Source organism: Micromonospora sp. NPDC126480, from assembly GCF_040302465.1.
In the GTDB taxonomy this organism is placed as follows: Bacteria; Actinomycetota; Actinomycetes; order Mycobacteriales; family Micromonosporaceae; genus Micromonospora.
This window is the reverse complement of record NZ_JBEORU010000001.1, coordinates 81,103-95,925: the sequence shown is the minus strand read 5'-3', so window position 1 is coordinate 95,925 and position 14,823 is coordinate 81,103. Positions and strand designations below refer to the sequence as shown.

17 protein-coding genes are annotated in these 14,823 nt (G+C 67.4%); 12 read left to right on the top strand and 5 right to left on the bottom strand.

Annotated features, from left to right (window positions below):
• Positions 1 to 897: 897 nt before the first annotated feature.
• Together ABTW87_RS00510 and ABTW87_RS00505 are read right to left on the bottom strand one after the other, a co-directional pair.
• Positions 898 to 1,737 (bottom strand): nucleotidyltransferase domain-containing protein, encoded by an 840-nt coding sequence (locus tag ABTW87_RS00510; RefSeq protein WP_350647104.1) that lies wholly within the window; start codon positions 1,735 to 1,737, stop codon positions 898 to 900.
• On the bottom strand, positions 1,734 to 2,399 hold the full coding sequence (locus ABTW87_RS00505) for an HAD family hydrolase (protein ID WP_350647102.1): 666 nt from the start codon (positions 2,397 to 2,399) through the stop codon (positions 1,734 to 1,736). Before ABTW87_RS00505 ends, ABTW87_RS00510 begins: the two co-directional genes overlap by 4 nt.
• Positions 2,400 to 2,622: 223 nt before the next feature.
• Between ABTW87_RS00505 and ABTW87_RS00500 the strand changes: the two genes are divergently transcribed.
• The 5 genes from ABTW87_RS00500 (at position 2,623) to ABTW87_RS00480 (ending at position 6,222) form a co-directional block, all read left to right on the top strand.
• Positions 2,623 to 3,840: an NsdA family TPR-like regulatory protein gene (locus tag ABTW87_RS00500; protein ID WP_350647100.1), complete on the top strand. Its 1,218-nt coding sequence runs from the start codon at positions 2,623 to 2,625 to the stop codon at positions 3,838 to 3,840.
• Positions 3,837 to 4,517: an HAD family hydrolase gene (locus tag ABTW87_RS00495; RefSeq protein WP_350647098.1), complete on the top strand. Its 681-nt coding sequence runs from the start codon at positions 3,837 to 3,839 to the stop codon at positions 4,515 to 4,517. Before ABTW87_RS00500 ends, ABTW87_RS00495 begins: the two co-directional genes overlap by 4 nt.
• Positions 4,518 to 4,639: 122 nt before the next feature.
• Entirely contained in the window at positions 4,640 to 5,167 is a 528-nt protein-coding gene (locus ABTW87_RS00490) for a DUF6244 family protein (RefSeq protein WP_350647096.1), read from the top strand.
• Between the two features lie 200 nt (positions 5,168 to 5,367).
• On the top strand, positions 5,368 to 5,754 hold the full coding sequence (locus tag ABTW87_RS00485) for a CdiA C-terminal domain-containing protein (protein WP_350647575.1): 387 nt from the start codon (positions 5,368 to 5,370) through the stop codon (positions 5,752 to 5,754).
• Between the two features lie 15 nt (positions 5,755 to 5,769).
• On the top strand, positions 5,770 to 6,222 hold the full coding sequence (locus ABTW87_RS00480) for a SitI3 family protein (RefSeq protein WP_350647094.1): 453 nt from the start codon (positions 5,770 to 5,772) through the stop codon (positions 6,220 to 6,222).
• 616 nt (positions 6,223 to 6,838) lie between these two features.
• Here the strand turns inward: ABTW87_RS00480 and ABTW87_RS00475 are convergent.
• Entirely contained in the window at positions 6,839 to 7,906 is a 1,068-nt protein-coding gene (locus tag ABTW87_RS00475; protein WP_350647092.1) for a DUF2855 family protein, read from the bottom strand.
• A gap of 121 nt (positions 7,907 to 8,027) precedes the next feature.
• On the opposite strand from ABTW87_RS00475, the gene ABTW87_RS00470 reads away from it, so the two are divergent.
• Positions 8,028 to 8,390: a DUF1330 domain-containing protein gene (locus ABTW87_RS00470; protein ID WP_350647090.1), complete on the top strand. Its 363-nt coding sequence runs from the start codon at positions 8,028 to 8,030 to the stop codon at positions 8,388 to 8,390.
• Between the two features lie 21 nt (positions 8,391 to 8,411).
• Here ABTW87_RS00470 and ABTW87_RS00465 read toward each other — a convergent pair whose 3' ends face one another.
• On the bottom strand, positions 8,412 to 9,746 hold the full coding sequence (locus ABTW87_RS00465) for a low temperature requirement protein A (RefSeq protein WP_350647088.1): 1,335 nt from the start codon (positions 9,744 to 9,746) through the stop codon (positions 8,412 to 8,414).
• A gap of 196 nt (positions 9,747 to 9,942) precedes the next feature.
• On the opposite strand from ABTW87_RS00465, the gene ABTW87_RS00460 reads away from it, so the two are divergent.
• The 6 genes from ABTW87_RS00460 to ABTW87_RS00435 all read left to right on the top strand — a co-directional run bounded on the left by ABTW87_RS00460 (position 9,943) and on the right by ABTW87_RS00435 (position 13,993).
• Positions 9,943 to 10,290, top strand: a complete 348-nt coding sequence (locus ABTW87_RS00460; protein ID WP_350647086.1) for a PadR family transcriptional regulator — start codon at positions 9,943 to 9,945, stop codon at positions 10,288 to 10,290.
• A 2-nt stretch (positions 10,291 to 10,292) separates the two neighbouring features.
• Positions 10,293 to 10,670, top strand: a complete 378-nt coding sequence (locus tag ABTW87_RS00455; protein ID WP_350647084.1) for a DUF1048 domain-containing protein — start codon at positions 10,293 to 10,295, stop codon at positions 10,668 to 10,670.
• Complete coding sequence (locus ABTW87_RS00450) at positions 10,667 to 11,479, top strand: ABC transporter ATP-binding protein (RefSeq protein WP_350647082.1); 813 nt, start codon at positions 10,667 to 10,669, stop codon at positions 11,477 to 11,479. Before ABTW87_RS00455 ends, ABTW87_RS00450 begins: the two co-directional genes overlap by 4 nt.
• Complete coding sequence (locus ABTW87_RS00445; protein WP_350647080.1) at positions 11,476 to 12,240, top strand: ABC transporter permease; 765 nt, start codon at positions 11,476 to 11,478, stop codon at positions 12,238 to 12,240. Before ABTW87_RS00450 ends, ABTW87_RS00445 begins: the two co-directional genes overlap by 4 nt.
• Positions 12,241 to 12,341: 101 nt before the next feature.
• On the top strand, positions 12,342 to 12,725 hold the full coding sequence (locus tag ABTW87_RS00440) for a hypothetical protein (RefSeq protein ID WP_350647078.1): 384 nt from the start codon (positions 12,342 to 12,344) through the stop codon (positions 12,723 to 12,725).
• The gene (locus tag ABTW87_RS00435; RefSeq protein ID WP_350647076.1) at positions 12,722 to 13,993 is read left to right on the top strand and encodes a hypothetical protein; all 1,272 of its coding nucleotides are present in this window, start codon (positions 12,722 to 12,724) and stop codon (positions 13,991 to 13,993) included. The genes ABTW87_RS00440 and ABTW87_RS00435 overlap by 4 nt, the downstream gene beginning before the upstream one ends.
• Here the strand turns inward: ABTW87_RS00435 and ABTW87_RS00430 are convergent.
• On the bottom strand, positions 13,968 to 14,810 hold the full coding sequence (locus tag ABTW87_RS00430) for a hypothetical protein (protein WP_350647074.1): 843 nt from the start codon (positions 14,808 to 14,810) through the stop codon (positions 13,968 to 13,970). The two genes, ABTW87_RS00435 and ABTW87_RS00430, sit on opposite strands and share 26 nt — an antisense overlap.
• Between the last annotated feature and the right edge of the window lie 13 nt (positions 14,811 to 14,823).

Sequence of the window (14,823 nt, the reverse complement as noted above, 5' to 3'; positions counted from 1 at the left end):
TGGTCGCCCGCTCAGGTGCGGACAATAGTTCGATGACCTCGAAGGCCGGGCACTCGTTGGGGTTACCCCCATATTGGCGCTGCTCCTCGGCGCGGGCCCGGCCGCCGGTCACCGCGCCGATGAACTTTTCCCGGACGGTGTCGGGACTATCGGTCAGAAGGATCGTGGAGGCCGGATCGTTGATGCTGGCCCGGCCACCACGACGCCGCAGGTTCGGCACCAACCGTCGATAGGCAACGTACGGCATCGGTGCGGCGAGGCGATCCGACACGGTCCTCATCAGCGCCGTATGCGTCACCTGGCCGGCGTCAACCAGCGCGATCGACCCTCCCACGCTCTGCTCATACAGGAAGAAGCTCATCATCGTCACCGCGTCCCGCAGCAGATTCAGTCTGGTGTCATCGGACCAGCCATAGACCTGCCGCATCCGGCGCAACACCAGCGCGGACAACACATCGTCCTCGAAGGCCCGGACCTCGGCCGTGTCGAGGTCGATGAGGCGATCGGGGGCGCGTCCGCCGAACTGCTTCACCCGTTCTGCCAAGAGCTCGACAACCGGTGCGGAGGCCGTGGTGCGGTTTTGGCGGCTCATGAAGGACACGGAGTGGCCTTTATTCTGCAGCCATGCGACGTCCCGCGCGAGACTGAGATGGCCGAGGTGCAGCCGACTTCCGGCAACACCGACGCGCACGTCCCCACAATCGTCACCAGTCGCGGCCAGTGCTGGGCTCGCAGGCTGCCAGGCCCAGATGGTCCGGCCCGTGAGGCTGTCGATCACCGGCGGTAGGCCCTCGGAGTCGGGACCGAGCAGTTGGAGCCCGAAACGGCGTGCCCTTTCCGCGTGCTCGTCCGCTACCAGCCTATTGCGGGCCGCGTGCCACTCGGCGAGCAAGGCGCTCATCGGCCGGCTCGCCCACGCGAGATCCGTTGCAGCGACTCGTAGACTCGCTGCCGCTGCCCGACGGTCGTGCGCTGGCGGGCCTTGTCGCGGTAGAGGTCGGGGAAACGGACGTCGCTGTCGTGGCAGACCGCGCCGAACGCCCAGAACCGGGCCGCCGTGATGGCTCGCTCGTGCCGGAGGTCCCCGATCGCCGCCTGCCGGGAGTAGGCGTAACGGCCATCCACCGTGGAATCGACCATCTGCGCCTGCTGATAGGCGTCCACGATCACCTGCGCTTGCCGTCGCCACAACGGCGATGCCAGCACCGGTGCCTCCAGGACTCGGGCCACGTAGCTGTCGAAGTCTGGATAGATGTCGAGGAACGCCAGGTAGGAGTCGGCGAGGATCTGGTGGCGAGTTCTGGTGATCGCGTCGAGTCGGCCGGCCACCTCAGCGGCCAGCGGAGCCAAGAACCGCGCCACGCTCGTCAACAGCTCCGAGGCCTCGCCGGCCGGTGTGCAGATGAACGGGCTGAACATCTTCAGCGCGAAGTAGCCGCCGTACGCGCGGTCCTGCCCGTCGCGGTACAGGGCCGACCAAGGCAGCGAGTAGACGGTCACCGGAGCGTCGCGATAGGTGGTGCCAACGCGGGTCGGTGGAACCTCGTCCTCGCGATGGAGCATCATCACGTCGAAGTCACTGGCTGCGGTTGCCGTGCCGGTGATCCGGCTGCCGTAGAAGACCCAGACCCGGTCCCCAGCCGGAATGCTCTCCGTCGCCGCGCTCAGGGTGTCGATGAGTTGAGGGATCTCGTCGAGGAAGCTCTGGGCGGCGATGTCACGGTAAGGGCCGCTCACCAGGTCCTCCGCGTTGATGCGGCAAGCCAACCATCGACGACGGCGGTCCAGGAGCCGGTCGTGTCGGCCTGGACGCCGTCGACCCCCAGGCTCCTGAACGCTTCGACGTTGACCTCCTTGTCATCGACGTACAGGAGATTGTCACCGGGTGACGCCTGTTCAAGAACCTGGACGTAGGCGGAGGGATTCGGCTTGACCGCGCCGGTCTGGCTGGAGATAAAGATTCGATGGGTTTGCCGATGCAGGCCGGCCGTCTGCAGTGCGGGCACCAACCATTCGTGGCGATGGTTGGACAATAGCCAGATCTGCGCCCCCCTCGACCAATTGCGTAGCCGGGAGACGGCCGGTAGCGGCATCATCGTCGACCGCAGCACCGACCGCCAGGCTGGCGATGGCTGCCCGAGACCGCACGCCGCTGCGAACGCAGGCCAGAACGCGGACTCGTCGAGCAGCCCAGACCACAACGCGTCCCGGAAGTAGTGGCGGAAGATCGCTTCGACCCGGTCGGAAGAGGTTCCGGCCTCCTGAGAGACAGCTCGAAAGAGAGGTGCCATGGGCTCCGCCAACAGAACCCCGCAGACGTCCAGCACCAGGACGGGCCGTGGCCGGAAGTCTTCGTGAACCTCGATCGGCCTGTACCTCTGGGTGTTCGCGCCGTTCATGTGCCCTCCCTTGGAATGAGAGGCACCGAGGCGGGCGGGTTCAGCTCGCGGGCCGGGGGAAGCGCGCGTGCTCTCCGGCACCCGCCTCGGTGCCGGCTTGGGTATCGCCGCCGTCGATGCGGTTGCTGTACACATCGAGCTTGGTCGGTACGGTGTGTGCGTCGGAAGCCACAGGGCGTAGGCCCACGGTGGCCTACGCCTGGGCACTGGTCAGGGGGACCGGGTGAACGGTGAGACTTTCGGGCAGGTGCTGCGCAGGCTTCGTCAGGAGCGACGCTTGTCGCTCCGGAAGTTGCAGGTACTGACCAGCTATGACTTCACGTACCTGGGGCAGGTTGAGCGAGGCGAGAAGCCAGGTTCGATGGAGCTCGCCGAGGTGTGCGACCGGGCACTCGGCGTGGACGGCCTGCTCGTGAAGACATACGGTCGGGTATCAGCGGCCCTGACCCGACCTGGGAACCAGGAGGATGAAATGCGCCGGCGGACTGCGATCAAGGCGATGGCGGTTTCCCCGCTCGCTTTCGTCGATCAGGCTGAATTGGTTCCGGAGCTTCAAGTGAGCCGACTCGAACGCAATGCGGAGATATACCGGCACCTGTACCACGGGTCTGGGAAACCTTGCGATCTGCTCAGCCTGGCACGCGATCACCTTGACACCGCGGTCGACGTCATGCGGCAACTGCCCGACGGAGGACTCAAGCGCCGAGTCCTACGCACCCGCAGCGAAGTCGCCACGCTGGCCGGCCGGCTGACGTTCTTCGACCTGCAGCGACCGGCCGACGCGCGGGGCTACTTCGGGCTCGCCCACGAAGCGGCCATGCAGGTGGGCGACGACCTCCTCGCCGCAGCCGCGCTCGGCCATCTCGCGTTCGTGCCGGCGGCCGAGCACAACACCTCAGCGGCCATCAGCTATCTCGCTGGCGCTGCTGATCACGCCCGACGAAGTGGCGTGCCGGTGGTCCAGTCGTGGATCGCGGCGGTGGAGTCCGAGGTGCTGGGCACAGCGAACGCGGCCGGCACGCTACGTGCTCTCGACCAAGCAGCCGTACGCCTTTCCCGCCCCGCAGACGCGGCACCGCCCGTATGGTTCGACTACTACTCGGCGGACCGTCTCGACGGATTCCGCGGTCGGGCATTCCTTCAGCTCGGTCGCCCCGAGGAGGCCCGATCCGCCCTCGCGGCGGCGCTACGTGGACTCGGTCCCGTGGCGGTCAAGCAGAAGGCGGTGTTCCTCATCGACATCGCCAGCTCGTATCTCGGCGACCACCCTCAGCTCGACCAGGCATGTGACCTCGCCGGAGACGCCGCCGCGACCCTGGCGATGGCCGGCTACGCCACCGCGAGCACCCGCCTTCAGGAGTTCCGTACCCGGCTGAGGCCGTGGGACGATGCCACCGTCGTTGCTGACCTTGACGAGCGATTGGGTGCATTGACCGCATGACCGTCCAGACCTCTTCCCCACGGCGAATTCGCGCTGTCTACTTCGACGTGGGCGAGACGCTGATCAACGAGTCCACCGAGTACGGCACCTGGGCGGACTGGCTCGGCGTTCCCCGGCACACGTTCTCTGCGGTGTTCGGGCAGGTCATCGCGCAGGGGCGGGACTACCGCGAGGTCTTCCAGCACTTCCAGCCTGGATTCGACCTCGCACTTGAGCGGCAGCGCCGGGCCGAAGCCGGATTGGCGGAGCACTTCAACGGCCGCGACCTCTATCCTGATGTCCGGGACTGCCTCGCCGCCCTGAAGGCCGACGGCTTTTTTGTCGGTGTGGCGGGCAATCAGACCGCTCGCGCCGGCCGGCTGCTACATGAGCTGAACCTGGGTGTGGACCTGATTGCGACGTCGGACGACTGGGGCGCGGAGAAGCCGACCCCTGAGTTCTTCGTCAAGCTGGTCGAGTCGGCGGGGTGCGCGCCGGAGGAGATCGCATACGTGGGCGACCGCCTCGACAACGACATTCTCCCCGCGCTGGCCGCCGGCCTGACGACCGTCTTCATCCGCCGCGGACCGTGGGGCTACTTCTACGCCACTCGATCCGAGGTGGAGCAGGCGCACCTTCGCGTCGACAGCCTCGTTGAGCTGCCTCAACGCCTTCGGAACATTGGCATTGAGAACTGACGGTGGTCGTCGAAGTGCGAACCTGCTGGGGACCGGCAGAGACAGGGTTCCTAGACGGCGGCCTGTCTTCGCCTGAGCGCAGCTGAAAGTAGACCGGCGCCGAACGGGTGGAGAGTAGCCCCATGTCCAACATCGAGAAGGTTGACGCCGAGTTGCGTGCCCTGACAGCCGGCGTCGACCGAGCTCGCACCCTCACCGCCGCAGCCGGCACCCAGGCGCAGGAGGTCGGGGTTCGAGCCGCGGGCGCCGGCTTCGCCGCGGTGGCTGCCGGCATGGTCCGGGTCCATAGCGCGATCGGTGAGATCCAGGCTGGTCTGGGACGCCTCTCCACGTCGATCGGGGAGGCGGCGCAAACCAACGCGGCGGTGCCCCGCCAAGGCACACCGCAGGAGACGATCTCCGGGCTAGCGCCGGTGCAGAGCGCGGTGGACGGCGCCCGCGACGCGGCGACCGCAGTGATCAATCAGGTCGGCGCGGCGCAGCAACTCGTCACGGCCGTCCTACTCGGCGGGCAGCCGGGCCCCCTGTTACAAGCCTTAGACGGCGTCAAGCAGGTCATGGTGCTCATCGTTCAACTTACCGGCACCGCCCGGCAGTTCGTCGACGCAGCAGCCGCCGAAGCACGACAGCTGGGATCAGCGGGAAACTGACGGGGGCTGGCGGACTCTCCCCGGCCAGCCCTTCCCCCGACTCCACCGGCGGCCCGACCGCACCCGCCATGAGCGACCCCGACCTGCCCGGATCGGGCCCCACCCCGTGGAGCAGAGCGCCTACCGGCGTTCCCGGCGGCTCGCCGACCGGACCACGAACCAGAATCCCACCCCGGGAGGACGAAGCAGTACGGCGTTCACTGGAGTTGGAGAACGAGTGCGCCGACACCCTCGCACACGACGGCTACCGCGTACACCAGAACCCGACACGGCGGGAGATCGCCAACGCACGCCAGAGCACCGGCGACGTGGGCAAGCCGGACAAGGAACCCGACTACCTCATCGAGGGCCACGTCTTCGACTGCTACGCGCCCACCCCCGGCAAGGCGGTACGCGGGGTGTGGACGGAGGTGTCGCAGAAGGTGGCGAGGCAGCAGACCCAGCGGGTGGTGTTGAACCTGCAGGACTGGCGCGGTGACATCACCGCCCTGCAGAAGCAGTTCGACGACTGGCCAGTCCCGCAGCTCAAGGAACTGGCAGCGGTGACCCGAAGCGGTGCGATCATTCAGATCGTCCGACGAGACTGAGAAAGCAGGCAGCACGTGGGCATCGAGTACCGACTGACCCTGGCCGGCGACATCCCGCTGGGAGACCTCGCTCCCCTCGTCGCCCCACACGGCGTCGAGGAATCGACACAGCCCGGCTACCCCCGGCTCCTCAGCGCCGACCTCAGAGAGGAACTCGGCTACACGGTCACCATCTACGCAGGCAGCAACGGCTACCTCGACGCCGAAGACGACAACGGCACCCAATGGGAATGGGAACCCGACACGTACACCAGCGTCGTGTTCGACCTGCGCAAGAACGACCCACCGGAGGGTGCGGTTCCCTCCATGGTGTCGACCGTCGCCCGTGTCCTGGCCAGCCGACCCGAAGACGCCGCACTCGTGCTCAACGGCAACTGGCTCCTCCTGACGCGAGTCGCCGGAGAGCTACGCGCACACCGGCCCTCGTGGTGGGACACCTACGGTGTCAGAGGCATGGTCGCCCACTGAATCCGGCTTTACGAGGCCAGTGCCGACAACGCACTCCCCCACCGCACGGCCGACCGCTGCACCCACCTGGGCGGCGAGTGTCGCGCGGCAGGCCGCCACATCACGCCACCGATGGGAGACGCAGAATTCCCGCGGCGCTGCCCTCGGCGGAGGCGCATAGGCTCACCGGCGTGCTGGACCTACCGCTGGCGTCCGCGTTCGCGGTCTTCGACGCCCAAGGCTCGGGATGCGTCTCCTACGGCGTCGAGGCGTACGGGCGCCGCTGGTTCGTCAAGACAGCTACCACTGCGGCAGCGCGCGGTTCACATCGGCGAGCGTTTAGTTCCACGCCGCCGTCCGACACCCGGCGATCGTCCGCCCGGAGCACGTTCTCGACGGGCCGAAGCTGGTGTACCCGTGGCACGACGGCCGGGTCCGCAATCACGCCACCACACGCGGCTCGGACCGCTCGGCACTGGTGCAGTTCCAGCAGCTGCCCCTGCCCGAGGTCAAAGCGGCCATCGACACGATCCTCGACGCACACCTGACCATCGCGGCGGCGGGCTACGTCGCCGTCGACCTGTGCCCAGCACGCGATCGATGGCCGAGGCAGCCTGACGAGCCCGCCCCGGCGCTACTAGAACCGGACGATATGGCCAACGCGTGGTTCGCTGCGGCCGTGGTAGACGTCCAGCCAGAAACGTCGGAGATCTTCCGGACCTTCACCGGCGCGTACCTCGAGCCATGCCCCCGCCGCGTCGGCGAATCGTCGCCAGGCTTCGGCGAAGCGCTGGGCCAGGCCGTCACGACCCCAGTCCTGGCGCCGTTTGCGCATCTGCACCGGCGCGAAGAACACCTCGCCGGCCGCGTCCGCGTTCGGGATCTGGCTGGTCAGGCCGACGGCAATGTCGCGCACGAGCAATTCACCGAGGAGTTCGCGCAGCGCAACACGCGTCGCTGGGGCTCCGGACAGGTCGAGATAGACCGTCGATACCGCCTCCAGGTCGGCGGCCTCGTCATATGACAGGACTTCGTCGTAGCTGCCTAGGGACCGCGTGAAGGCCACGTTACCGGGCGATGTGAGGCCGATCAGCCGCGGTCCGCGACCATGCAACTCGAACGCGGCGGCGTACGCGGTCTTGCTGGAGGCCGACGAGAGGACCAACTGTCGCGCCCCGTAGAAGTCGTTGTCGATGACCTGGTCAGCCAACATGAAGGAGGTGAAGAACAACGGCCGGTAAAGCACCAGCAGGTCCTCCTGGTCCGCGCGGTAAGCGGCATCGTTCGCGGTCGACCGGTAGACGTTGTACGGCGACGGCAGGTCGACACGGTGAGCGCTGCCGTCACGGAACCCGGTCGAGTCGACCCGCTCCGGCCGCACCACCAGATGGCCGGCCGGCGGCAGATAGCCGTAGACCCGCATCCCCACCTCGACGCCGGCAGCGGCTGATTCGACCACCTCGGCGAAACCCCAGAGTGGCGCAAGGCCCCACTCCGCGCTCAGCCCTCGCGGCTCGACCGGGAAGAACTGCCAGTACCGCATCGATTCACCGAGGACCGCGTAGGTCACGTTGTTGGCGGTCAGCCCAACCCGTTCCACCCGCAGCAGCGCCTCACCGGGTCGGATCTGCGGGGTCGCTCGGGCGACGACGGTGGTCCGACCGAGGTCATCGCGGGCGACGGCGAACGTCCATGAATCAACCATGGCGTGACGCTAGATTCCCTGGCCACCCCATACAAGTGCACTGGGAGTGCAAAATCCCACTGCGCACTCCGACGTCACATCGGCGATACTTGCACCCCCGACCGAGAGCGGAGGCCGGTGCATGGCGATCGATCCCGACGGCGACTTCCTGACCGACTTTCTCGCCGACGACGCGGACAGTCCCGTCGTCATGCTCAACCTGCTCCGCTTCGCCAGCGGCGGCCGCCCGCTGTACGAGCAGTACACGAAGGCTTTCGGCAAGGCCGTCGGCCCACGCTACGGCGTCAAGGTGATCTACGCCGGCGACGGCGGCAGTCCTCTGGTCGCGGAGACCGGACAACAGTGGGACGCCGTCCTGCTCGTGCGCTACCCGTCCCGCCATGCCTTCCGCGACATGATCAACGATCCCGACTACCAGCAGATCACCCACCTGCGCCGCCAGGCACTCGCCGAGGCGGTACTTCAACCGACGCGACCCTGGTAAGCCGCCAGACGTCATCGAGCACTACACCCCTCCGCGGGTAAGGGCCCTTTCGGGCTCGCCGTCCGTGGACTCTGCGGGTTCAGGCGCTCTTCGACTGGGCACCGGCCGGTGATGGGGCCTCTGGCGGTCGCCCCGGGCCTGTCGGGCGTCGGCCAGGGCCATCCCGAGGAGTATCACGAGGGCGCCGCTGGCCACGATCAACGGTGTGGTGAAGAGCAGCGGTAGTGCCGCGGCGGCCAGGGCGGCGATGCCGACGAGTCTGCGCCGAGCGAGCCGGTTGAAGACCACGCGTTCCAATATGATCCGGCCGACGACGTACACGATCGGGCCGCCGAGAACCGGGACGAGCCAGGCCGGCCGCACGGGGCCACCCGGGTGGGACAGGACGATCTCATAGCCGATCGCGACGAGCACGATGCCCAGGACCATCAGTATGTGGGCGCGCCCGGTGTTCCGGCCGGCTCTGACCTGGTCACCAGCGCAGTCGACGGCTTCGGGGAGCACCTGCCCGGCCCGGTAGTAGTAGATCCGCCACAGCAGCACCGTGGTAGCGAACCCCACCAGCAGCGCCAGCGTCGTGGCCGGCGACACCGGCGTGTCGGTGTAGGTGAGGCCCAGCGACAGCACGCTCTCGCCGAGTGCGATCAGTAGGAGTTGCTCGTACCGGTCGGCGAGGTGATGGGTCTTGGTGGGCTCCCAGGCGCTGTCCAGCGTCCGGCTCATGCCGGGCACCGGCCAGGCGGAGCGGGCTGCGAGGAGGTCAATCGTGATGGCCAGCGCCCACAGGCCCACCCGTTGCCAGCCCTCAGCCAGGACGCCGGCCAGCCACGGCACGGCCGACACGGTGAACCAGAGCGCCAAGCGGGTGTTGAGGCTTCGTTGTGCACGATCGCGCACGAGCGCGATGAGGACCAACGGTCGTCCAATCTGAAGGACGACGTACGGTACGGCGAACGCGTAGCCGCGCTCGAAGAACGCGTACGGCAGGGCCGAGGCCATGAACACCACACCCAGTGCGGTGAGCAGCACCATCAACTGAACGGCCGGCCGGCGCGGGTCGAAGCGGCTCGTGATGTGAGCGGTGGTGGTCCACAGCCACATGATCGGCAGGACCAGCACGAGGACGTACAGAAGTCCCGCCCACCGCTGGGCGAAGGTGTCGGCGGAGAGGTCCGGCGCGACCCGCGAGACGACTCCCGACAACGCGAAGACCAGCACCAGATCGAAGAACAGCTCCAGAAAGTTCGCCCGGCGGCCGTCTCGGCCGGCGTTCACCGTCCTGGCCCCGTCGCGGGCGGGCGGATCCGGACTCCGTCCGCCCTCGTCATCCCGGCCACCGGCCTGACCCTCGATCACCGGTTCAGTCTTCAACCTGCACGAAACGAACACCTGCAAAAACGCGCAAAACGTGCTCACCGGGGCCGCTCCCAGCCAGAACCACGGCGACCCACCGGCACCCGCGAATCCGTCGGTATTCAGCGTTGCTATCTACCGGTACCTAGTGTTACCGTCTACCGGTAGTCAGCGTCGCTTAATAGTGAGGGAAGACGGCATGGGCAACCAGATGACGGAGATGCTGAAGGGCACTCTCGAAGGCATCGTCCTGGCGATCCTGGCCCGCAGGTCCGCGTACGGCTACGAGATCACCGCGTGGCTGCGCGACCGCGGATTCTCGGACATCGCGGAAGGCACCATCTACGCGCTGCTCGTCCGTATCGAGCAACGCGGGTTCGTGGACGTGGAGAAGGTTCCCTCCGAGAAGGGGCCCCCGCGGAAGGTGTACTCGCTCAACGCGAAGGGGCGGGACCAACTCACCGAGTTCTGGAGGACGTGGAGCGTCCTCGCGGAGCGCATCGAGCAACTTCACCACAACGACAGCCAACACGACCGGGGAGAATGAGCATGGCCGCGAAGTGGATCGAGACGCTTGTCGGGTCACTCGAGCAGAAGAAGCAGTACAAGCACCACATGGCCCGGATCGAGGCCCTGCCGGAGCCCCATCGCGGCGCGGCCAAGGCGCTTCAGCGGTACTTCATGTACCGCGGCGGAATCCTCGACGGTGACACGCTCGTAACGATGCTCGGCGACTTCGTCGACCTCTGGGAGCGTGCGGCCGCCGACGGAACGCCGGTCCGCGCGATCGCCGGCGACGATCCGGTCGAGTTCGCCGAGACGTTTCTTCAGGCGTACGCCGGCAGGCAGTGGATCGACAAGGAACGCGAGCGCCTCCGGAAGGCAATCGACGCTGCCGACGACAAGGGTGAGGAGAAGAGCGCATGACCGCCGAGACGCGTGAACCCGCGATCAGGGTGCAGGCCATCACCAAGTCGTTCAAGGACCTGCACGTGCTGCGAGGCGTCGACTTCGACGTGGCGGCGGGGAGCATCTTCGCGCTGCTCGGGTCGAACGGCGCCGGAAAGACCACGCTGGTACGGATCCTGTCGACGTTACTGAAGGCAGACGCCGGCACTGCGACGGTCCACGGCTCCGACGTCTCCTCGGCTCCAGCCGACGTACGCAAGTCGATAAGCCTGACCGGGCAGTTCGCCGCAGTCGACGAAGTCCTCACCGGCCGGGAGAATCTGGTCCTGGTCGCGAAGCTCCGCCACCTGAAGAACCCGGGTGCGATCGCCGACGACCTGCTCGCCCGCTTCTCGCTCACCGATGCCGGGAACCGCCGGGCGGCGACGTACTCAGGCGGCATGCGCCGGCGGCTGGACATCGCGATGAGCCTTGTCGGCAACCCGCCCGTCGTGTTCCTCGACGAGCCGACCACCGGCCTCGACCCGCAGGCGCGCATCGAGGTCTGGCAGACGGTGAAGCAGCTCGCCAAGGACGGCACGACCATCCTGCTCACCACCCAGTACCTCGACGAGGCCGAGCAACTCGCCGACCGGATTGCGATCCTGCACAAGGGCACGATCATCCAGAACGGCACCCTCGCCGAGCTGAAGCAGCTCCTCCCGACCACCAAGATCGAGTACGTCGAGAAGCAGCCGACCCTGGAGGACGTCTTCCTCGCCCTCGTCGGCGACACCAAGGACACCGCCGACGCGGCCGTCAGGACGGCAGGAGAGGAAACCCGATGACCGCCCACGCTCTCAGCGACACCGGAACCCTCACCGGCCGCTCCCTACGCCACATCCTCCGCAGCCCGGACACCATCATCACCACAGCGGTCACCCCGATCGCGCTGCTGCTGCTCTTCGTGTACGTGCTGGGTGGAGCCATCAACACCGGATCCGACGAGTCGTACATCAACTACATGCTCCCGGGCATCCTGCTCATCACGATCGCATCCGGCATCGCCTACACGGCGTACCGCCTGTTCCTCGACATGCAGGGCGGCATCTTCGAGCGCTTCCAGTCGATGCCGATCTCGCGACCCTCCGTGCTCTGGGCGCATGTCCTGACCTCGCTCTTCGCCAATCTGGCCTCGCTCGTGATCGTCATCGGTGTCGCCCTGATCATGGGATTCCGCACCGGCGCATCCGTGGTCGACTGGCTCGCCGCCGCCGGCATCCTGATCCTGTTCACCCTCGCCCTCAGCTGGCTCGCCGTGATGCCGGGCCTGACTGCCAAGACCATCGACGGCGCGAGCGCCTTCAGCTATCCGCTGATCTTCCTGCCCTTCATCAGCTCGGCGTTCGTCCCCACCGACTCGATGCCCGGCCCGGTCGCGTGGTTCGCCGAGAACCAGCCGGTGACGTCCATCGTGAACACGCTCCGCGCATTGTTCGCGCAGCAACCCGTCGGCAACGACCTCTGGATCGCCCTCGCCTGGTGCGTCGGGCTTCTCGTGGTCGCGTACGCCGGCGCGACAGCGATCTACCGCAAGAAGATCAGCTAGCCGATCGCAAGAGAGATGACAGCGTCGCATCCGCACGGATGCGACGCTGTCCGCTGCGCGGTTCAGCCACGCGTGCCAGCGGGTTGCCCGGGCGGCCAACAATGGCATTGACCGAGATGGAGGAGAACCACGTGGCGCACGAGGTGACGATCTCGTTCCGGCTGCCGGCCGGCCTGGAGCCGTCCGAGGTGAAGGAGACCCTCTTCGCCGACGGATCCGGCCTGCAGCCAGCGGACCGGGCCGCACAGGGGCTCGACGAGTTGCATTTCGAGTTCGACCTGCTGGTGGCTCTCGGCGCCCTCGTGTTGTCGGCAGTGGACGCAGCCGCCTCCCTGTGCGAACTCGTTGACCGGGTCCGCAACCGACGATCCGGCAAGCCCGGGCACGAACCGGCAAAGGTGGAGATCAACATTACGGTCAACAACGTCAACTACAACCTCGGTCAGCTCACGGAGGAGCAGATCCGCCGGATCCTCGAACGGTGACGCGGCTCAGCGGCCGGGTCGGGGCACACCTCATCGGGGTGCCGGTGATCTTTCTCCGGTCGGATGTCCTGTCCCGGCTCGACCCCCAGGCCTGGCCGGTGCACGGCACGACCGGCCAGCACCCGGAGCCGGACCGGCTGGGGGCGCTCGCCACGATCCACCACGAGATCCGCCACTTTCACGATGCCCTGCTGACCCCGTTCCTCTTCCACCGTTTCCTGCTCGAGGTGCAGCGCAACGCCATCGGTGGCCGGGTGCTCGCATCCGCTTTCGCCCGCGGGTCGACGCCACAGGCGGACATGCTCAACGACGAGGAACGTGAGCTGGTCGCCCGGCACCGCCGCGACGTCCGGGAACATCGGCGGGTGTTCGCCGATTGCTATGCGACGGCGACGGTCGACTGGCTGGGCGCGCTGAGCGTCTCCGACCTGCTGGAGGCGAACGCGGTGGTCACGGAGTACCAGGCTCTGGCGCCCCTGCTCGGGGAGGAGTTGCTGGCCCGACGCTGGACGGAGTGGAGCGGCACGGTCCCGACCAAGTACACCGCGGTCGTGAACCGGCTGATGGTGCCCGGCGAACCGTTCACGCGCAACCTGCGTCGGATCAACCGGGTGCTGATGTGGTGCCTGTACGGCGCCGAGTCGCCACTGCGTCGTTTCACCGCCGCGACGAACTGCGCCTGGCCCGGTCTGCTGGACCGGCTGTGTGGCGCACCCGCCATCGAACGCAGCCTCCGTGCCGCGCTGCGGCGCGAGCGCTACGAGGTGTGGCAGCTCGGCGACGACGAGGCGACCGCCCGCTACTACCTAGGGGCGCGCGACCTGGTCGACTACCGGCGGCAGTACGAGGAGGCCCTCCGCGGCGCCGACTTCCGCCTCGACGGTTATGTCGAGAGCCTGGCGGCGACACCCGTGCCACCCACGTGCTTCTACGCCGATGATGACATGGTGCGGACAAGGAGAGTTCCCTTCGTCCGCAAGGCCGACCTCCGGACGGCGTACGGCGACGCATATGTCCTGGGCCTGATGCGTGACGCGGCCCGGCGAACGACGTTGTCCGCCGGCATCATCCCGACTCCGGGACACCGGTCCTGCGTGGCTCTCAACCGGGTGGACACCATGCTGGCGATGCGTTATCTGACCCAGGAGATATTCGGTGACCAGGTGACCTACAGCACCCTGCTAGACAACCTGTACGACGGCTACCTGAGCGAGCTGATCGCATCGGGCAGGCAACGGTCGGCTACTGCGCATCCGGACCGTCGATGACCTCGAAACGGTGTCCCTGACGTCGTGCCTCGGCGTCGCCCAGCACCCGCAGCAACTGATTCCGGTTGCACTGCGGGCACGGGACTATCGCCTGTCCGCCGTGCCGCGCGCTGACGTCGTAGAGGGAACGGGGGACGGTGAGCTCGTCGCCGCAGTGGAGGCACACTCCGACATGCACCGTCGTCACGTCGTCCTGCGCTTCCTGATCCCGGGTCGGGGCGGGCGCCGCTGCCGGCAGTTCGGTTCGGGTCCAACGCACGGACGTGGTGGCGTTCGGGTGCGTGGGATCGACGGAGACCGCGAACACGAAGATGCGCCCGTCCAGCTCGGCGACGTCCCCGGAAGCGAAGACGTCGACGTCGCAGCAGTACAAGAGCCTGCCGGCGTCCTCGAACCGGAAGGTGAGCCCACCCCAGTTCTGCGTCCCCCAGTGCACGGACTTCCGTTGGAAGGCCTCGGAGAGGCCATAGTCGACGTCGCGCCGGTCCACCAGGTCACGCAGGAACATCCGGTCGGTGGCCCGGAATTCGAGGAGGAGGCTCCCATCGGCCTCGTCGACCGGAGTGCCGTCGCTCGGCTTCCACTCGGCCGCGGCGAGTCGAAGTCGGGTCGAGGCGTACGGAGTCGCCGCGGTGGCCGAGTACCGCACGTGCGGGTAGGGCGTGGACAGGACGACGAGGTCCAGGTCCTGCCCCAGGTATTCCCGCAGCACGCCGGCCGTCACCGCCGTCAGTGCCGCTGGTGAACCGGGCTGCTCCGGCCGGACCGGGTAGAAGAGCCGTACGCCGACGTAGAGAAAATCGCCGTCAGCCGCCATATCCACCGACGAT

Excerpts from the sequence above, each read along its gene's own strand:
- ABTW87_RS00430 (WP_350647074.1), bottom strand. The coding sequence starts at position 14,810 with ATGGCGGCTGACGGCGATTTTCTCTACGTCGGCGTACGGCTCTTCTAC.
- ABTW87_RS00470 (WP_350647090.1), top strand. The coding sequence starts at position 8,028 with ATGGCGATCGATCCCGACGGCGACTTCCTGACCGACTTTCTCGCCGAC.
- ABTW87_RS00475 (WP_350647092.1), bottom strand. The coding sequence starts at position 7,906 with ATGGTTGATTCATGGACGTTCGCCGTCGCCCGCGATGACCTCGGTCGG.
- ABTW87_RS00450 (WP_350647082.1), top strand. The coding sequence starts at position 10,667 with ATGACCGCCGAGACGCGTGAACCCGCGATCAGGGTGCAGGCCATCACC.
- ABTW87_RS00445 (WP_350647080.1), top strand. The coding sequence starts at position 11,476 with ATGACCGCCCACGCTCTCAGCGACACCGGAACCCTCACCGGCCGCTCC.
- ABTW87_RS00440 (WP_350647078.1), top strand. The coding sequence starts at position 12,342 with ATGGCATTGACCGAGATGGAGGAGAACCACGTGGCGCACGAGGTGACG.
- ABTW87_RS00455 (WP_350647084.1), top strand. The coding sequence starts at position 10,293 with ATGGCCGCGAAGTGGATCGAGACGCTTGTCGGGTCACTCGAGCAGAAG.
- ABTW87_RS00495 (WP_350647098.1), top strand. The coding sequence starts at position 3,837 with ATGACCGTCCAGACCTCTTCCCCACGGCGAATTCGCGCTGTCTACTTC.
- ABTW87_RS00505 (WP_350647102.1), bottom strand. The coding sequence starts at position 2,399 with ATGAACGGCGCGAACACCCAGAGGTACAGGCCGATCGAGGTTCACGAA.
- ABTW87_RS00490 (WP_350647096.1), top strand. The coding sequence starts at position 4,640 with ATGTCCAACATCGAGAAGGTTGACGCCGAGTTGCGTGCCCTGACAGCC.
- ABTW87_RS00460 (WP_350647086.1), top strand. The coding sequence starts at position 9,943 with ATGGGCAACCAGATGACGGAGATGCTGAAGGGCACTCTCGAAGGCATC.